Here is a 17,757-nt window from a genome sequence, read left to right on the forward strand (position 1 = left end):
GTTTTAGGGGGGTTTTCTTTGCCCTTTTTGCTCTACGTCTTTGGTGCTTAACACCGCCATATCACATTTAATAATCATGCTAATAATTTCAAAATATCATAGACACTCAGTGTTACTACTTGCATAAGCAATGCATACACCATGCATATAACAGGTCAAACGGGTGTTTGGTAACCGTTATATATTGTAAGCAATTGATTTAAATTGATTTAATTCACATGAACTTAGATTACTGTTTGGTAAATTGTAATCTAACCACTCTGATCACCACGTAATATTGCTCTCATTCCACGCAACATCACCGACATCGCGTCATGATATTTCCCTCATTGATCACCGCTCAATCAAGAATCATTCTCACCTAAAGCGCTGATCATTTATACAGTAAAAAATTTATTCAAAAAATGAAGATTTTTATAATTGTTATATTATAACAATGAGAGAAGAGATAATGTTGTTTAGCAAATTAGTAGTTAACTAAAACAAGCATGATTTGGTTTACAGTAATGTACATGTCATAAGTTGTTTTGCTCCACCTGTAGTTATGATCACATTTCAAAGAAGATTGATTTTACTTTTCATAGTTAAAAGTTAACTTTTTTTCGCCGTCAGGCAGGATACACTCTCCCCAAAATTCTATGCCTGCTATGCAGGTGAGCTATGCTCATCCCCGGAGGGGACATTAAAACCCCTTCACCACGAATCAAATAGAAATAGTAATAATCAGGAGTGGGTTTATCACGACTGATTGTTAATATTATCTATTTGTTAATGAGTGTTAGATGGTTTACCATGTTAACAGGTTTATCGTTAATGTGGTTAAGCGTCTTACACATGAGTCTGATCACGGTATGAATATAATGAATACTGTGAGACTCAAATCATACTACGCGATGCTGGAGCGATAGCGAACAGATCAGCGTATAAGATCATCAGGTAATTTATATAATGATAAATTATTTAACTTATTGTTATGTTTAATTGTATTATTATAACTATAGTTTATATAGTTAATAACCAATCTTTTATCATTGTAGTTTATTATTCTGTGTATGAGTTTAACATTGGTTATTTGTAATGTTAAATGAGTATAAGAATAGGTAATTCTATACCTGATAGAGTATATGATAGAGTATATGATGGAGTATAGTTCTAAAACCCGTAAAAACGCCTTAAGGCTTTAAGGAACATTTACGGCTTTTTTAACATTTACTCCATCGATTTATCCTGCCTGACGGCGCAAAAACGGTATTAGGCCATGTTCCCGCGATAGCGCCATGAACTCAAAACTCAAATCCAGATTTATAACAGGTAAAAGGGTTGACACCAAGATAAGAAATTTGATACTATTCGATTTGTAAAAATTTATCTTAAAAATATATTGACAGAGTTCTATCATTAGTATAGAATAGAAGCAGGAAACAGAAAAACCTAAATTCGATGCACTTTGAGCCTTCGGGCTGCAAGGTGTCTTTTTATTATGTCTAAAGGAGGCTTATTGAAATACTTCACAATTGAACAGGTAGTAGAAGCATTAAAGACTGGTGCAGCACGCCGCCACCAGATTTACGATAATTTTGCTCAGGCACGGTATCGCGGATTTACAGAACGCGCTGCACTTTTTAAAACCGCGCTTGAGATTTTCGATAAATGGAAAAAAGAGAACAAAAAATCATGAACATTCGTTTCACTCCTGACACCTACAAACTCCTAATTGAACGAGCTAACCGCGAGGATAAACCCGCAGCAGCATTAGTTAACGAATTAATTACAGCAATCCTAAAGCAAGAGGAAAAATGGAACAACAAACAACAATAAATACCGTATCAGCCATCTGTGGTGCAGGGAAAAGCCACGCTTTTATTAATCACATCAATAATTTTCCGTTTGATCGAAATTACATTTATTGCGTACCCACGTTGGCATTGGCAGATGAACTCAGCAAAAAGATTCCCTCAGCGTTAAACCTGACGTCCAACAACGACACGATAGAATCAATCGGTGGTGAAATTGCTGAGACTGTTCAGGAATACGGCGCACGGCGAAAAAATATAATCATCACCCACAGGGGATTAAAAATCCTGTCGTTGATCATCGAAAACAGCGAAAACGGTGAAATTATCCGCAGGGCGTTGGAGGGCTGGATACTGGTTATTGACGAAACAACTGAACCGTTTATTAGCGGGAAAGTGATCCCGCAGGGGGAAATTGCAGAATCGGTAAACATCCTGAACTATACAACCCAGGCAGACGTGTTCGAAAAAATCAGGGATGCAAAAACAACCCGAAAATCCTTGACTGTTAACGATAGTCTGGCGGTTTGTGAGCTAATGGGAGAGGTGTACATCTATAGCACAGAGATTCAGGAGCTTTACTATTCCCTGCTGCACGGCGGCAGTGTAGAAGGCGCTTTTAACACTGACCTCAACTTGTTTACGCAGTACGATTATGTCTGCCTGAGTCCTGTATACAACATTATCCCAGCGTTTCGTCAGGTGCATTGTCTGGGTGCCAGCATCCAGGATAGCCCGTTCTGTGTGGTTGGCAGAGAGGTTTTTAATTGGAAATTCCGGTTGTCTCCTGCTGCGTTCCAGCCCCCTGTTGAGCGTCAGGCACACGCAAATCAACACCTGATCACGGTTATTAGCGGTGTCAGCGGCAACCCCGGATTGACGGCTCACGGCGAGGACGAGTGCAAATTGTTCAAGAGAGTTTGCACTGCATTTCAAGAGAAACTCGGCAACGCAGGGTTTATTTACGCCAGCAATCACAACAAGCCCACAGGAAATTTCAAAAAGGAAGCGGAGCGCATCTTCCGTAACGGTGATCGTGTTCCGTTCGTATCATCCGGCGTCAACCTATACGCTGGGCTGCTTGATAAAAGAGAGATGGGGACAATTCCGGCAGAAAAACGGGCCGTATACGAACAGGGATTCTGTCATGCTGTCTGGCTGGGGGTTGCCCTCCTGAGCACGACGGCAAAAGGTCAAATTGGGCGGTATATTGAATCCCTGGGCGGCAAACCTGAACCGGTGATCAAGAGCATCGAGGATTTCCAGACCTGTGAAGCCGCTTATCAGATGTTGATGCGATGCCGGGCCAGGCGGTTTGATAACGATAAACCGATCTACCTGTACGTGATAAATCAGTACATCGCCGACTACATCTGCGAGCGCTATTTACCTGGAACCAAACGGGAGCACCTCAACATCTCCCACGTATCAGAATCAAAAGCTCGCAGGGCTGATGTTGACCGAACCATCTGGAATCTGTATCTGGATGGGGTGAAGCAGGGGGAAATTGCAGAATCGGTAAATGTTTCCAAAAGCAAGGTTGAAAAAACAATCAGGGCATTTAAAAAAGCAGCATAAAAATCAAAGCCGTCCGAAAATCCGGACGGGTTAAATCATAATAAAATGGGAGGAATATTGGCATTAGCTAGAAATACAGTATTTGAAGAATCAATTGAAATCGGATTTAATAATCAAACGAAAAAAGTAAAAAATCCCAAAAAATTAAAACCTCTACAAATAATAAAACTCTACGAAGAATCCCCTGCATTATCAGAAGATGAAAAATCAATAATCGATTCTATGCCAGGTGTTAAATGGAAGCCTCGCCAACGGTATGCCGGATTCAGGTTCAATCGTGAGCCACTCAAGTTTGAATGTTTATTTGAAAGCGTAGTTGAATACGAGGGTTGGCTGGAGTTTAACCGATTAGAAAATGAAAACTTCACAGGAAATGATCTTGGGCTTGATTTTGATGCACCAGGCATCACCGACTAAAAACAATAATAATAAAGGAAGGTAAAAAATGATTAATTTTGAGCAACACAAGAATATTGTAGAACAGTTTGTAGAACAGCATTACCAGCTCGCGCATAGCCTGATGATTGATAGCTACGCTGACCCAGCAGCCTATTATTCAAACTACCAAATGTTGCTAGGGGCGATGAACACTCTCCCGGAACATCCTGATTTCTTTTTGGAGTGGTTACTGGAAGCTGATGCAGCTTTGTATATTAATCTGATGGAGCTTATTGTCATCACCAGAACTATTCATAACGTGTTTGAACAAGTTTCTTCTGCGCAGTGATAACTTTACCACCTAAGTATAAAAACCTCTCAGAATGCGATACAGGCGCCCTGAGAGGCATATTTGAACACAATGGAGGATTCATTGGTATATGATGAAAACTGTATAAGGGTTTTAACAGATGAGGAATTAGAACACCATTCAGCAGACTCCATTTTAGAAATTCTTCTGGATGAATACCCGAATACATCACCTGACCATCTGGCAAAAATGGCTGAATGTTTAGTTACATTAGGGTATAGTGTAAATGAATACAGAGAATATCGAAGAGGCACTCTGGATAATATTAAACTCCATACGATGAAGGAATGGTTCTCTAATAAAAATAAAGAAAGTAATTTTAGAAAATAATCAAAATACCTTGAATTAAATCTGAATATATAGTATAATAAATACATGGGGAACATAATTTTACATAGCTCTCTTCCCCGTCTCCTTGTTAATTTAAATAGTTAAAGTTTGTAGTGATTCTTTAGCTAGCCCTGATGGTTCTATGGATAAGGGTGAGCGCAAATCGTCGAACCAAAATAAGCATTTTTGGCATTAATGCTTAACTTCCTTGGGAATCCCATCTCTATAGATGGTGATTCTCAATACGCATTTAAGTAGTGCATATTGAGAATTATTCTCCAAAAAGTTTAATTCGAGCTAATCAACATTCTTCTTATGTTTTAAGGCCTCGCAATGAGGCCTTTCTTTTATTTCAATTTGCAAAATGAAATGGATTTAAAAATGAATATCAAAAAAACAACATTAACTGATGGTCGGCAGGGGATTACAATTTTTGCGGAGCCAGACATTATTTCTGAAATGGTAGCCCTTTGCAAACAACGGAATATCCCCGTGGAAGAGTCCCCTGAGGTTTCCCAGGAGACTCTGGATAATCTGACCAAAACCGCTAAACAAATCTCAGCTATTGAAAAAGTAAAGGCTATTGCCGATGAACTAAAAAACAAAAAGGCTGAGGAGGCTGAATCTCCAAAACAAATTATTAAAAACATTCTCAAGGGGAAAAAATGAAAATTCCTACATCATACCTGTGGGCATCCGATATCGTCGCCTATGCTGCTGACCCAATCAATTTTGATGAGGTCGTTAAAGTTAATGCACTGGCGTCTGAAATTGTAGCAGGTTCGCTACTCGATAAAACTACACTGACTCTCGCAAATGACGCCACTACAGCAGAAAATCTAATTCTGGTTTTAGATCCTGCCTGGGCTGGTCAAAAGTATTTACGCATTTGCCGCAATGGTCTGGCTACTTTTGTACGCCGTGAAAACCTGGTTGCTGCATCTGGTGCAGATATGGAAACCCTGTTTAATAAATTGGCTGAAAATCTTATCGTCATTGCTGGCGATGAAAAAATGCTTCCTACCACCTAAAAATATAAAAGGAAATTAAAATAATGAGCACAGCGTACGAACAACTTTTAGTTGAAAAAATTATCGATTTTGGCGACAGTTTTTCCGATGTTAAACAGCCCAACAACGTGATCACAAGTTTAAATTTATTTGGTGATGAGAATCTCAGCATCAATAAAGTTTTAAATGACCGTCTCGTAGAGGATGCAGATCGCGTTAATAGCGAAAATGCCCCTTATGTACACAGTGATTTTAACACTACCGAATTACCTACATTTGACAGTCATTTCGTCGAACTTCGAACATTTAAACGGGTAGACAAAATTAGCTCTCGCTCGTTCGAACAGGCTCGTGGTTTTGGCAAAACTGTAGCTGAAACTATGGACGACCAGATTGCAAAATACCTTATTGAACATGATGTCGCGTATCAAAACACGCTGGAAACTATCCTCGCTGAGGCTGTTCTTTCAGGTAAACAATCTGGAGTTTATACGGCTCAAGGTGATTTATCTTTTTTTGCTGAATTTAATCAAACTAAATCCACAGCAATATTCGATTTTAGTACTACTGCAAATGTCCTCGCACAACTGGATGCTGTACAGCGCCAAATTCGACAGGCTGCACGTAGTAAACTGAAATCTATGCAGGGCATTGTTTGTTTATGCACTGGTAATATGGCGCAGAATTTGGCCTACCACAAATCGATTCTTGATGCAGTTATCTATGCAACTCCTGTTAATGACCCAGCTAATTTTGTTGGCACTCTGCAATTTTACCTTCAGGCGTATCCTGTATGGTCACTGAAAGGGATCACTTTTGTTGATGTCACTGGTGATAGTTATCTGGAATCCCTAATTGGCGAGAACAACGCTGTTTTTGTTCCCCGTTTTGCGCAGGATAGCGGCGTATTTAAACTGTTTAACGGTATTGGAACCATGCATGCAACGCTTGGAAAAACTCCGGCTAAATTCCATCAATACGCAATTGTTGATGAAATGCAATTTCCGACACTGATTTCAGAGTCTGCACACCTGGCAATTAATAACCTGCCACAGGCTGTGGTATACGCCAGTATCTCCGGCTAATGACATTCGCAGCAGCGCTATTAATGCTGCTGTTTGAAAACTGGGTTGGTCATCAGCAAATACCTGCCCACATAATCTTAATACTTATCTGGAGAGCATGCAGCAATGGCAAAAATTCTAATCATTGATGATGCGGGCAATCATCACATTATTACCGACATCACGGACAACGATTTACCATATTTATTTCAGGTTAAACGACTAGCAGAAAAATACAACATCACCTCTCAAACGTTGGCAGCACGTTGTTGCAAATTTTATGAGGATGGTGAGGAGCGTGGTTATCGCTCATTGGTAACTGCACTAACGGAACCAGTCAGAAAATATAATAAGAAATGATATTTAAATATAGCCTCTGCCCTGATTGGTCAGGGGCTTTTTTATTGTGGAGTGAAAAATTATGAGCGTGAATGTAAAAGCCGCCACCCTAACCAACCTTGTTAAATATAAAACAGACAGGGCGTCATTACGTAGTGTACGTGATGATATGAAAAAATTACAAAAGGATTTCAGCAAAACAGAGGGAACGATAGCCAAGGCAAAGATGCAGGCTCAAAAACAGGCGTATACTGCACAAATGCAGCAGCAGAAACAGGTTCAACAACAACAGAAACAGGCAGCTAAACAAGCTGCTGTAGATGCTAAAGCAAAAGCCAACGAACAGAAAAAACTGGCAGCAGCGCAAGCACGCGCTTTGAAAATTCAACAGCAGCAATCTAAGAAGATAGCCACTCAACAAGAAAATGCTGACCTGGCAAGAAAACGCGCCGCATTCCAGCTTGGACGCCTCCAGAATATGAGCGGAGCCGATCGCTACGCTGCGATCAAACAGGCTAACGCCCTCGTGGATGCATATGCACGGGGAAATACCAGTTTAAAATCGATGACTCAAGCTCTGAGCCAGCATCTGACTACGCAACGTAGTATTGCCAGAAATAATGCCAAACAGGCCAAACAATCAGGTAAGGCGAAAAAATCTGGATCATCTGGCTGGCTGAGTCGCCAGGCGAGCGCATTTATCCCCGGTGAGATACTCGGACCAACCGCAGCCGCTTATGCTGCCCAACAGGCCTATCAGATTATGGCGGGAACACTGGCGGGAGCCATTGAACGGAACCAGGGCAGGAAAATGATCCAGAGTTTTGGTGGAAATGACCTTGAGTATATGAGTTTGCGCCGTGCCTCTCTCGCTACCACAGGTTTTGACATCTCCCGTGAAAAATATGCTGATATCAGCAAGGATTGGTTAGATAAACAAGGTGATTTATCTTTTGGTAACACGGATAAAAATGGCAATTTTACCGGAGGTGGAGAACTATCAGACCTCGTTAACGTAATGCGTCAACGTCTGGGATATACCAATCAAGGGGCAGTCGCCAAATTAAACTCGTTTAAAACACCAGTTGAGTTTGCTGTATTTATGCGTGGTCTCAGAGATGCAGGCAAAGTAACTCAACAAGAATTTGTCAACTTTGGTGAACGAATTAATGATATGAGTTATGTATTAAACTCTGTTTCAAGTGGTGGTGAAAATCTTCTCAAGATTCAAAATGAATTGGTTGATTCTCATTTAGCACTAACGACTGCTCAACAGAAATCTATTAATAATCTAACTGAGATGTCAGCAGTATTTAACCAAGCTAAAGAATCATTAGGTGATCAATTTGCGGCATCTTTTAGTAAAGGTTTAGAGGATTTAGGAATTAATACTCAGAACCTATCTTCAGAAATGGGAACATTGGTGCCTCTGGTTAAAGATTTGGGGACGGGGACAGCTCAAACCGTTAAAGGGTTTAAAGATTTGCTCGATGTACTGTCCATTATTACCGACTGGAAAAATAAACTTCTCGGAACTGATAAACCAGAGGAACAGAATGTTTTTCAACAAGGTGCTACTTTTGTTGGTGAGTCGTTATTGCCACCGGGCGTCCTCGATATGGCAAGTCGGATTAAAAATATAGTTAGTCCTGGTTCAGATTCATCTGTCGCAACACAGGTGCAAAGTGGTGGGTGGTATAATCAAATGATGCCAGCAACGCCAGCGATGCAATATCAGCCAGTCATCCCGGATTTAAAAGCGGATTTTAATCTTACCGTAAATCCGTCTCCTGAATTTGGAATGATGGTAGAGGCAGTCGCCGATAAGCGTATAGAATGGGCATTTGATGATCAGAACTTCCAAATTAACCAAAGTATATTAGGTCAATAAATAAAAGGGGCATCAAGCCCCTTTTTCTATTTCTGGATAGCGTAATAGCTCGATATATTGCCGTAGCTCAACAGGAGAAGCGGCATTTTTGGAGTACGTTTTAAAACTCTCCGTAGAACCGCGCTCATGACCAAGCAGTAAAGCAATGCGGTCCTCTGGTACGGGCTTTAGCTTTCCGGTTCCCACCCCGCCCCTGTCGAGAATTTGAGCTACCCCATGACGCAACGAGTGGAAAACTTTTCTTTCGGTCCCCTGCTCACCCAATGCCTTGCGTTTAGCACGAGTAAATCGCTGTGTATGCCACGTTGAGCGCTTTCCGTCTGCACGGTCAATGATTGACGCACGGTAGAATAAAAAACCGTTGTAGGGCTTCTCACGTAGAGACAACACTAATGGAATGATCAGGCTATGCACAGGAATTATACGGGCGGCTGCTTTACTCTTACCCTCCGTCACTTCGAAGCAGAGCACCCCCTCGATCTCCCTGATGTTGGCTGCACGTAGTGAACAGATTTCATTAAGACGCATGCCGCTATACATCCCGATCAGTGTTACGTTCTGCATCTCTTCATCACCATCCATTGCAGCGAAGACCTTCGCCAACTCAGCATGGGTGAAAACTTCGTAGCTTATCTTGCTGCTTTTAGCTTCCAGACCATGCCCACGCCAGGGGTTATCCTGTGGTGCATCGTGATAACGGTTACGGGCTAAGTCCCAGATTTGAGCAAGGGCGCTGATGTAGTTTTGAATCGTCTGGGGCGCTCTCTCGCATTTCAGTTTATCCAGCCAGCCAGTAACTATGGTTCGGTTGATATCTTTCAAAGGAATATCGCGCTTGCGAAGGTGGGACAATAAGACCTCGACGGCCTTGTTCGTCTTTGACAGGGTGGTCAGTTTACGTTTCTCGCTAAATTGCAGAATGTACTGATCCCGCATTTTCAGAAGAGAAGGGCAAGACTGGACTTGTCCGGGGAAGTTAAAATGTGTTGATTGTGGCAAATCTGCCGCTGGCGTCTCCTTAGCGTATTTTCTAATGCCGCGAAGTTCATCAAGGATCTGCTCAATCCGGGAGCCTGGGCGCTCCGGTCTGAGTTGGTCGCGCAGCTTGTACCATTCTAGCGCTACGGCATCCCGAAATAACCGTGCCTGGCGAATGTCACGAGTCCCCGTTGACTTCATGAAGTACATTTTACCCCCGAAGTATGCCGACATGTAAGCAGGTACGGTTATTCGCACCATGTACACGCCACACGGATCGAGAAGAAGATAACGATCGCGTTTGTCCTTCGGTTTTACTTCTCGTTTTGCCCTCTTGTTCTTCATGTAAACCCCTGCTATTTTGCTGGGGCAATCTGTTGGCGAAATCGGGCCGTAGCACCTCCGGTGCGCTGCAAGTTATTGATCAAAATCAATGGCTTGCGAGACGCAGTTGATTCAAAATCAACCGTAGAAATACGTGCCGGTTCGAGTCCGGCCTTCGCATCAATATCAAAACAACCAATAAATAAGTCCTTTAATCTAGCCACGACCAATCATTGATCAACCACGAAATCCTCTCCGAAACACATTCACAATCCTTAAACCCTACGCTCAACATTAAACCCCACACACCATCCTCCCTCATCCCCTGAACACCTCCCGCCGGTGCCACGCCACAAATCCCTCCTGCGGATAGCATGCTTTCCCCTGCGGTAAGGTAATCGGCTTACCATCAAAATCCCAGAACAGCCTGCCAACGATGCCACCGCCGTTCACCGCCGGCGAAACCTGGATGCGCATATCCTCATCCAGACCAATGGATCCTTTATCAAAAGCCTTATGGTGAATCGCGCAGAGCGCCAGGCCGTTAGGGATTTCGCAGGGGCCGCCGTGTTGCTTCCATTTAATATGGGCCGCTTCCAGGGCGACGGAGGTATTATCATGGCGCATATTGAAGCCGCAGATCGCGCACTCATAGTTATAGGCGCGCAGCACCTGCTGGCGAAAATGCGGGTCGCGCTCTTTACGGATCTGCTGTAGACCAAACCCCATCTCTTCTGCCAGTTCTTCCTGAATACTCTCCGGGAAATGCGCTTCGAGGATCTGATGGGCGAGGGTATTGATCAGCTTCTTATTTCTGTTGAGTAGCGCAAAATGCGGCTCATCGAAGCCGCCGGCGACGTGGCAGAGCTCCAGCTCTTTGCCGGGCGGCTGTCGGCTGCCCTGGGTTGAGCACTGTTCGCTGTTGTGCAGCTCCCAGAAGCCGTCGCCTTTCAGGCGCCAAAAGGGCATGTCCGGCCGGTACTGGCGGCGCTGCGGGCCAAAGCGTTCCAGCAGGCTATGCAGCTCATCGCGTATCTCTGAGGCGTAGTCGAACATCCGCACATGGCCGCGCTGGTACTGTGAGAGGACGTACAGCAGCAGCAGTGGCTTATGCGGTGCACGCTGTTCGCCTTTGCGCCAGATGGTGATGTTCTCGATCGCGTGTTGCAGGGTCGTGCTGGAGGGCATAGCGTTACATTGGCAGCTAAATAAATGCGATGATGCTCGCAAAATCCTTGCCGATCAACCTACCAGATGCGGCGATTCTACGTGGATCGCTATTTAACTATCACTGCCAGTTATTTGTTCGAAAAGCCCATAGCTTTCTATTTATACTCAAGCTTCGCGCCATCAGATAGCTATGTCTTATGAAAAAACTACCGGACCATTTATCCAGGGAATGCATCATCGCCGCCATTCGCGCTTACGATGCAGGCGTTGCGCATCAGTTTAAAAGCGCGCGTCTGTATGAGATCGAGTTTGAGGGGCGTCGGTATCCTTCAAAAGCCATCGTCGGGTTAGCGGCCACGCTTGCGACAGGCACGGAATTTACCCCGGCGGATTTCAGCGGGGGGATTAAATCCAAATGCGTGCGTCTGTTACTGGAGCAAGGATTTACGATCGCGTCGCAGGGCGCTGGCGATGACGAGGCTGCGCTTTTCCCCGATGAGGGGCAGACGACCATGGAGTACGTGGAAGGGGCGGCGATGCAGGTGGTGGTCAATCGCTATGAGCGCGACCGTCAGGCTCGTCAGGCGGCGCTTCGCCTGCACGGCTGCCGGTGTCAGGTATGCGGTCTGGATATGGCCAGCCGCTATGGCGATATCGGCCAGGGCTTTATCCATATCCACCATCTCATTCCGCTGTCCGGGATAAAGCAGGACTACCGTCTGAACCCAGAAACCGATCTGATCCCGGTATGTCCCAACTGCCATGCAATGCTGCACCGGCGAGATCCGCCGTTTACTCCCGAAGAGCTGAAGGCCCGGCTGCGCCCTGCAGACTGACATCCTACAGCGCTCGCTTTAATTACATCAAACACACCACAAATCCCACGCTACCTCACCGGTAGCGTGGGCTCACACTCCCTACTTATCCCGCGTCTCGCCAGCCTCCCAGCTATAACTGCCATCGGCCGCTAACCTATCGCCCAGCTCCTGATACTCGAACTGATAAAACTCAGCCTGGGTACCGTACCCGGCGTAGTCTACCGCCGCCAGGCCGACGAACGCCCCGGTAAAGAACCCGCCGTAGCTCTGCAACACATAGTCATCGGACAGCACTGCGGCATCCAGCTGGACCGGGATCTCGGTGAAGGTCACGCCATCGAAGCTGTATTCATAGCTGTAGGTCTGCTTGCGGACTTTGGTCCGGAACCAGACGTATTCCACGCCGTCCGGCACCTTGATGGCGTTATCTTTCAGGTACGATGTGTATTTCCCGCGGTTATTTTCGCCGACTTCGATGACCTTGCCGTTAATTTCATTCCAGGTCAGGAAGACAAAGCTCCAGTGGCGGTCGTTATAGTAATTCGTTAACCCGGCCATCTGCTGATAGCTGAAGGGCTCGAATTTCACCTTCACCGCGGCGTCAAAATAGAAGGCCTGCCAGCGGCGGGCAATCAGCGACAGGTCATGCGTATTGGCTAACGAACCCTGGCCGATTAAGGTTAATTTGCCGTTGCCGGTGGTGCCCATTTTGGCCGTAAACGGCACCCGCAGGGTATTCCAGTTCGGGTCGAGCGCTGGCGACGTAAAGTCATCCTGCTGGCTATTATCGCTGGGGCTTTCGGTGAAGATGGCGTCTTTCGGCCCTTCGACGAAGGTCTTCCCGCCGTGACCGCCTTCAATACGCGGCCAGCCTTCGTCGTCCCAGTACACTTTCTGGATCGAGGTTTCCCGGCCGAGGGTTGACCAGCCGCGCGGGTCGTAGATGGATTCCCCCGGGCGATTCCACGGGCGGGCGCAGAGCGAGGCGTAATACCATTCGCCTTCCGGAGTGGAGACCAGCGCGCCATGGCCCTGTTTCTGGATGTAGCTGTCCGGCGTGTCGACGTTGGTTAAGAACACGTCGCCCGGTTCGGTTTCGAAGCTGTCGGCCTCGAGGGTTTTCGACCGCGCCACCACCTCCTGGTGGGTAAACACGGTGCCGCCCTGGGCGGCAAACAGATAGTAGTAGCCGTTCAGTTTATAGAGGTGCGGCCCCTCGACCAGCGCCACGGCGGTGCCGCGGTAGATGGTGCGCGCGGTTTCCGGCATTAACTTCAGCGTGTTGGTATCCAGCTCCGTTAAGGTAATGCCATCGAAGGGGTGATGGTACTCCCGGTGATCCCAGGTTTGCTGAACGATATATTTCCGGCCATCGTCGTCATGGAACAGCGAGGCGTCAAACCCGACGCCGTTCAGCTTGATCGGGTCGCTCCACGGGCCCCGAATATCCTTCGCGGTGGTCAGATAGTTGGTCATGTCTTTGAAGGCGCCTTCGGTGACCTTCACATCGGTATACACCAACCAGAATTGCCCATCGGCCCAGGAAAGCGCCGGTGCCCAAATGCCGCCGGAGGAGGGGTTGCCCTTCATGTCCAGCAGGGTGGTGGTGGAGAGCGGCGAAGGCAGCAGGTTCCAGTTTTTCAGGTCTTTCGACTCATGTAAACGCACGCCCGGGAACCACTCAAACGTCGAGTTGGCAATATAGTACGTATCCTCGACGCGAATAATACTGGGGTCGGCATTAAAGCCGCGTAATATCGGGTTTTGAATAAGTGACATTTCATTACACCTTTTAAAATGGAAAGTGACGAATCGGTCTGATTTATAATTTTTTTAACTACACGCGGATCTCATCCAGCTGACGGTTGATGTCGGTAACATGTTTATCGGAGATCGGATAAACCTGCATGATCACCATCGAAATAGCGGCCAGCGCAATCGGGATCCACACCGCGGTCATAATGATCCCGTCGATGGCGCTGGCGCTCTGCACGGCGCCGCTTTCATTAAATCCATACACCGCCAGCAGCCACAGCGGGATCGCGCCGCCGATGGTGAAGCCGATCTTGAAGAAGAGTCCCATAATGGCATTGATAATGGCGGCATTGCGTTTGCCAGATTTTAATTCGCCATACGCGATGACTTCCGGTACCAGCGCCCACATAAAGCCGGTGGCGGAGGTTAAGCCCCACTGTTTAATAAAGGTGGCGATATAGGCCAGCCACAGGGCGTCGTGCATCCCTTCGCGGGACCAGACGTAGGTCAGCAGTTCGCCGACGATGAACATGGCGAGGAACAGATGGAAGAAGCCTTTTTTACCAAAGATTTTTTTCAGTTTCGGCCAGAAAATCGGGAAGGCGATGCCGGGAATAGACGCGACGAGACCCACCGCACCCATCCATTCGGAGTGGCCGACGACGTACTGGTTGAAGAAGCCGTTAACGGTGTTCATAAAGAACATGAAGGTAAAGGCCAGCATAAAGAACATGCCGAGAATAACCAGCGGGCGGTTATGTCTGAGCTCGTGGAAAAGGTCGGTGGTTTTGACGTTGGCGGTCTGCTCGGCGGTCGCGACAACGCGTTCTTTGGTGAATTTATAACAGATAAACAGGGCCACCGCGCCGATGATCATATAGATGGCGTACACGCCGAACCAGGCGTAGTTCGCCGACGGATCGGTATAGTTGCCCAGATTCAGCTCAAGGCCGAAAAAGCCGGTGTCTTTCAGGCTACGATCTTTCGGCGCCGCCATCTGCACAAACATCGGGAACAGGGTATAGACCAGCAGGTTGGCGCTGTTGGCCAGCATCATGCGGGTACTGGTCAGCTTATCGATCGATTCCGGGTCGCGGGTCAGCGAGGCATTCAGCGAGCCATAGGGAATATTGACTAAGGAATAAACCAGGTCCAGCGCCAGATAAATAATAAAGGCGAAAGCCACCGAACCTTTCACTCCGGGGATGGGCGCGAACAGTAATGCCGACAGGATCACCAGCGGCACGCCGGCTCGTAACAGCCAGGGGCGATATTTTCCTGCTTTCGAGGTTCGTTTATCCACGTAGGTGCCGACCATCGGATCCCAAAACACATTAATGATGCGGACAAAAAGAAAAATAAAGCCTGCCGTTGCCGTGCTGATGGTATTTACCGTCAGCATATGCAAAGCCAGAAAACCCCCAATGGTGCCGAAAACCAGGTTTTGCGCAAAGTCGCCCATGCCATAACCAATTCGTTCTCCGCGGGTTAATTTATGATATTCATCATGCCGACTGTGCATTATGTTTTTACTCATTCTAAGCAGACTCCGGTTTGTTTTGTGTAGGTGAAACACTTTCTGACACAGTTGACCTGGAAGAATCTATTACGTTTTTAAATTAAGTAATTATGTTTTTTTACTTCTGTGATCCTCGAAGCAAAGGCCTGTATCACCTGCGTTGAATCGTTATCCGCCGCTAATTTTCTGACAGATATGCAATGTGACAAAACCGGCATTTTAATTCGCTATGTTCACCTGAATTCCCCAGGAAGTGTACGCTATACGCGCGCGAAGCGAGATATTTAAAATAGTTTTATTTGCGAGATGGCTCACATTTGAGCATTTTCTCAATCGCTGAGTGAAATAACGTAATTGAGCAACCGACGATGAGAATACACGATGTGTCACAGTTGTTAATTTTCGGCTTCCTCAATTTCGGAGTTCATCATGCAAACTTATTTTGACCAGCTCGAACGCGTTCTTTTTGCCGGACCTAAAACCGATAATCCGCTGGCGTTTCGCCACTATAATCCGGATGAAATCGTGCTGGGAAAACGCATGGCAGATCATCTGCGTTTTGCCGCCTGTTATTGGCATAACTTCTGCTGGAATGGCGCGGATATGTTTGGCGCCGGCTCGTTTGAGCGTCCCTGGCAGGCCGCGGGCGATGCGCTGGAAATGGCCAAACGCAAAGCGGACGTGGCGTTTGAATTTTTCTACAAGCTCAACGTGCCGTATTACTGCTTCCACGATGTCGACGTCTCGCCAGAAGGCGCGTCGCTGAAAGAGTATTTGCATAATTTCGCCGTGATGACCGAAGTGCTGGCAGAGAAACAGCAGCAAACCGGCGTGAAACTGCTCTGGGGCACCGCCAACTGCTTTACCCACCCGCGCTACGGCGCCGGGGCGGCGACCAACCCCGATCCGGAGGTGTTTGCCTGGGCGGCCACGCAGGTGGTGACCGCCATGAACGCCACCCACCAGCTCGGCGGCGAAAACTATGTGCTGTGGGGCGGCCGCGAAGGTTACGAGTCGCTGTTGAATACCGATCTGCGCCAGGAGCGCGAGCAGATTGGCCGCTTCCTGCAGATGGTGGTGGAGCACAAGCATAAGATTGGCTTTGGCGGCACGCTGCTTATCGAGCCGAAACCGCAGGAGCCCACCAAGCATCAATACGATTACGATGTCGCGACGGTGTATGGCTTCCTGAAGCAGTTTGGTCTGGAAAATGAGATCAAGGTGAACATTGAAGCCAACCACGCCACCCTGGCGGGGCACTCTTTCCATCATGAAATCGCCAGCGCCATCGCGCTGGGCATTTTCGGCTCCGTTGATGCCAACCGCGGCGATGCGCAGCTCGGCTGGGATACCGATCAGTTCCCGAACAGCGTGGAAGAAAATACTCTGGTGATGTACGAGATCCTCAAAGCCGGGGGATTCACCACCGGCGGCCTGAACTTTGACGCCAAAGTTCGCCGGCAAAGCACCGACAAATACGACATGTTCTATGGCCATATTGGCGCCATGGACGTGATGGCGCTGTCCCTCAAGCTGGCCGCGCGCATGATTGAGGATGGCAAGCTCGATCGGGCTCTGGCAAAACGCTATGCCGGCTGGCAGGGCGAGCTGGGGCAACAAATTATGGCCGGCCGCATGTCGCTGGATAATATTGCCCGGTACGCTGAGCAGCATAATCTGAATCCGCAGCATCACAGCGGGCGTCAGGAATTACTCGAAAATCTCGTCAATACCTATATCTTTGGTTAAATTTGGCTGATATGCCCCTGTGGGGGCATATATTCCGCCATCTGCCCGCTGCCGGGAAATAGCCTTTATTGGTTCGTGTTGTATTTATGCTGTCTGCGCCGCAAGGCTATCTGTTTGACTGTCTATAGATGAACAATCCGCCGTGCCGATGGTTCTGCTATTGTGCCACCTGTTTAATATTAGTGAAGGAGGAAGAGTCGCGATAATTGTGTAATGCCTCTGTGACCGTACAAAATAAAAAATAACTTGTTCTGATGATAGCGACATATTCTGTCAGCTCAGAATAGGCTGGTTATTGTCTGAATAAAATTAACCTATATTGAGAAACTCATGACAATGATAAAAAAACTTCCATTAACCATGGCGGTTATCGCCGCGTTTTTTCCGCTTACCTCTGTAATGGCGCAAGAATTTACTCAGGAACAGATCGACGCCATCGTCGCCAAGGCCGTTGATAAAGCGCTGGCCGAACGCCAGGCGAAAATCGACGCCGCGGCCGACAAAAAGGTCGACGTGATCACCAACCCGCAGACCACCGCCGCCTCGCCGGATATGGCCATTCCATTCGGCCTCAAGTTCAGCGGCTACGCCCGCTATGGCGCCCACTTCCAGACCGGCGACCAGAAATATGTCGGCGTCGACGGCTCCTATAACGGCGCCTCGGCGATCGGCCGCCTGGGCAACGAAAGCA

The 17,757-nt window shown here is 47.1% G+C and carries 18 protein-coding genes and 1 pseudogene; 14 read left to right on the forward strand and 5 right to left on the reverse strand.

Translation table 11 applies throughout. The annotated features are described in order from the left end of the window. The first annotated feature begins 1,480 nt into the window (after window positions 1-1,480). From MKS11_RS20315 to MKS11_RS20365, 11 genes are all read left to right on the forward strand, one after another. The gene (locus MKS11_RS20315; RefSeq protein WP_284109667.1) at window positions 1,481-1,678 is read left to right on the forward strand and encodes a hypothetical protein; all 198 of its coding nucleotides are present in this window, start codon (window positions 1,481-1,483) and stop codon (window positions 1,676-1,678) included. Then, entirely contained in the window at window positions 1,675-1,818 is a 144-nt protein-coding gene (locus tag MKS11_RS20320) for a hypothetical protein (RefSeq protein ID WP_284109668.1), read from the forward strand. Before MKS11_RS20315 ends, MKS11_RS20320 begins: the two co-directional genes overlap by 4 nt. Beyond that, complete coding sequence (locus MKS11_RS20325) at window positions 1,797-3,371, forward strand: hypothetical protein (RefSeq protein ID WP_284109669.1); 1,575 nt, start codon at window positions 1,797-1,799, stop codon at window positions 3,369-3,371. The genes MKS11_RS20320 and MKS11_RS20325 overlap by 22 nt, the downstream gene beginning before the upstream one ends. 57 nt (window positions 3,372-3,428) lie before the next feature. Continuing rightward, entirely contained in the window at window positions 3,429-3,788 is a 360-nt protein-coding gene (locus MKS11_RS20330; protein ID WP_284109670.1) for a hypothetical protein, read from the forward strand. A gap of 28 nt (window positions 3,789-3,816) precedes the next feature. Further along, window positions 3,817-4,098: a hypothetical protein gene (locus tag MKS11_RS20335; protein WP_284109671.1), complete on the forward strand. Its 282-nt coding sequence runs from the start codon at window positions 3,817-3,819 to the stop codon at window positions 4,096-4,098. Between the two features lie 72 nt (window positions 4,099-4,170). Continuing rightward, complete coding sequence (locus MKS11_RS20340) at window positions 4,171-4,449, forward strand: hypothetical protein (RefSeq protein WP_220427981.1); 279 nt, start codon at window positions 4,171-4,173, stop codon at window positions 4,447-4,449. Window positions 4,450-4,830: 381 nt separating this feature from the next. Further along, window positions 4,831-5,118 carry a hypothetical protein gene (locus MKS11_RS20345; protein WP_130938527.1) on the forward strand — a complete coding sequence of 96 codons (288 nt, stop codon included), beginning with the start codon at window positions 4,831-4,833 and terminating at the stop codon, window positions 5,116-5,118. Then, window positions 5,115-5,480: a hypothetical protein gene (locus tag MKS11_RS20350; RefSeq protein WP_284109673.1), complete on the forward strand. Its 366-nt coding sequence runs from the start codon at window positions 5,115-5,117 to the stop codon at window positions 5,478-5,480. The genes MKS11_RS20345 and MKS11_RS20350 overlap by 4 nt, the downstream gene beginning before the upstream one ends. A gap of 23 nt (window positions 5,481-5,503) precedes the next feature. Continuing rightward, on the forward strand, window positions 5,504-6,544 hold the full coding sequence (locus MKS11_RS20355; RefSeq protein ID WP_064175857.1) for a major capsid protein: 1,041 nt from the start codon (window positions 5,504-5,506) through the stop codon (window positions 6,542-6,544). Between the two features lie 105 nt (window positions 6,545-6,649). Then, window positions 6,650-6,883 (forward strand): hypothetical protein, encoded by a 234-nt coding sequence (locus tag MKS11_RS20360; RefSeq protein WP_071570794.1) that lies wholly within the window; start codon window positions 6,650-6,652, stop codon window positions 6,881-6,883. Window positions 6,884-6,944: 61 nt separating this feature from the next. Next, complete coding sequence (locus MKS11_RS20365; protein WP_284109674.1) at window positions 6,945-8,753, forward strand: hypothetical protein; 1,809 nt, start codon at window positions 6,945-6,947, stop codon at window positions 8,751-8,753. A 12-nt stretch (window positions 8,754-8,765) separates the two neighbouring features. Here MKS11_RS20365 and MKS11_RS20370 read toward each other — a convergent pair whose 3' ends face one another. From MKS11_RS20370 to MKS11_RS20380, 3 genes are all read right to left on the reverse strand, one after another. Beyond that, window positions 8,766-10,076, reverse strand: coding sequence for a site-specific integrase (locus MKS11_RS20370; RefSeq protein WP_021314769.1), 1,311 nt, complete (start codon window positions 10,074-10,076; stop codon window positions 8,766-8,768). An 11-nt stretch (window positions 10,077-10,087) separates the two neighbouring features. Beyond that, the gene (locus MKS11_RS20375) at window positions 10,088-10,279 is read right to left on the reverse strand and encodes a hypothetical protein (protein WP_284109675.1); all 192 of its coding nucleotides are present in this window, start codon (window positions 10,277-10,279) and stop codon (window positions 10,088-10,090) included. A 94-nt stretch (window positions 10,280-10,373) separates the two neighbouring features. Then, window positions 10,374-11,243, reverse strand: a complete 870-nt coding sequence (locus MKS11_RS20380) for a phosphorothioated DNA-binding restriction endonuclease (RefSeq protein WP_087771534.1) — start codon at window positions 11,241-11,243, stop codon at window positions 10,374-10,376. 179 nt (window positions 11,244-11,422) lie between these two features. On the opposite strand from MKS11_RS20380, the gene MKS11_RS20385 reads away from it, so the two are divergent. Then, window positions 11,423-12,061 carry an HNH endonuclease gene (locus MKS11_RS20385; RefSeq protein WP_004206560.1) on the forward strand — a complete coding sequence of 213 codons (639 nt, stop codon included), beginning with the start codon at window positions 11,423-11,425 and terminating at the stop codon, window positions 12,059-12,061. Window positions 12,062-12,142: 81 nt separating this feature from the next. On the opposite strand, the gene MKS11_RS20390 is transcribed toward MKS11_RS20385, so the two are convergent. Both MKS11_RS20390 and MKS11_RS20395 read right to left on the reverse strand, forming a co-directional pair. After that, window positions 12,143-13,822 (reverse strand): glycoside hydrolase family 43 protein, encoded by a 1,680-nt coding sequence (locus tag MKS11_RS20390; protein WP_017900969.1) that lies wholly within the window; start codon window positions 13,820-13,822, stop codon window positions 12,143-12,145. 58 nt (window positions 13,823-13,880) lie between these two features. After that, entirely contained in the window at window positions 13,881-15,320 is a 1,440-nt protein-coding gene (locus MKS11_RS20395; RefSeq protein WP_072206957.1) for an MFS transporter, read from the reverse strand. 426 nt (window positions 15,321-15,746) lie between these two features. Here MKS11_RS20395 and xylA point away from each other — a divergent pair, with 426 nt between their 5' ends. Beyond that, entirely contained in the window at window positions 15,747-17,066 is a 1,320-nt protein-coding gene (xylA, locus tag MKS11_RS20400; RefSeq protein WP_017900971.1) for a xylose isomerase, read from the forward strand. A gap of 330 nt (window positions 17,067-17,396) precedes the next feature. Continuing rightward, a pseudogene (locus MKS11_RS20405) lies at window positions 17,397-17,757 on the forward strand (carbohydrate porin); the annotation flags it as partial.

It is taken from the genome of Klebsiella sp. K5-45 (assembly GCF_030128605.1).
In the GTDB taxonomy this organism is placed as follows: domain Bacteria; phylum Pseudomonadota; class Gammaproteobacteria; order Enterobacterales; family Enterobacteriaceae; genus Klebsiella; species Klebsiella quasipneumoniae.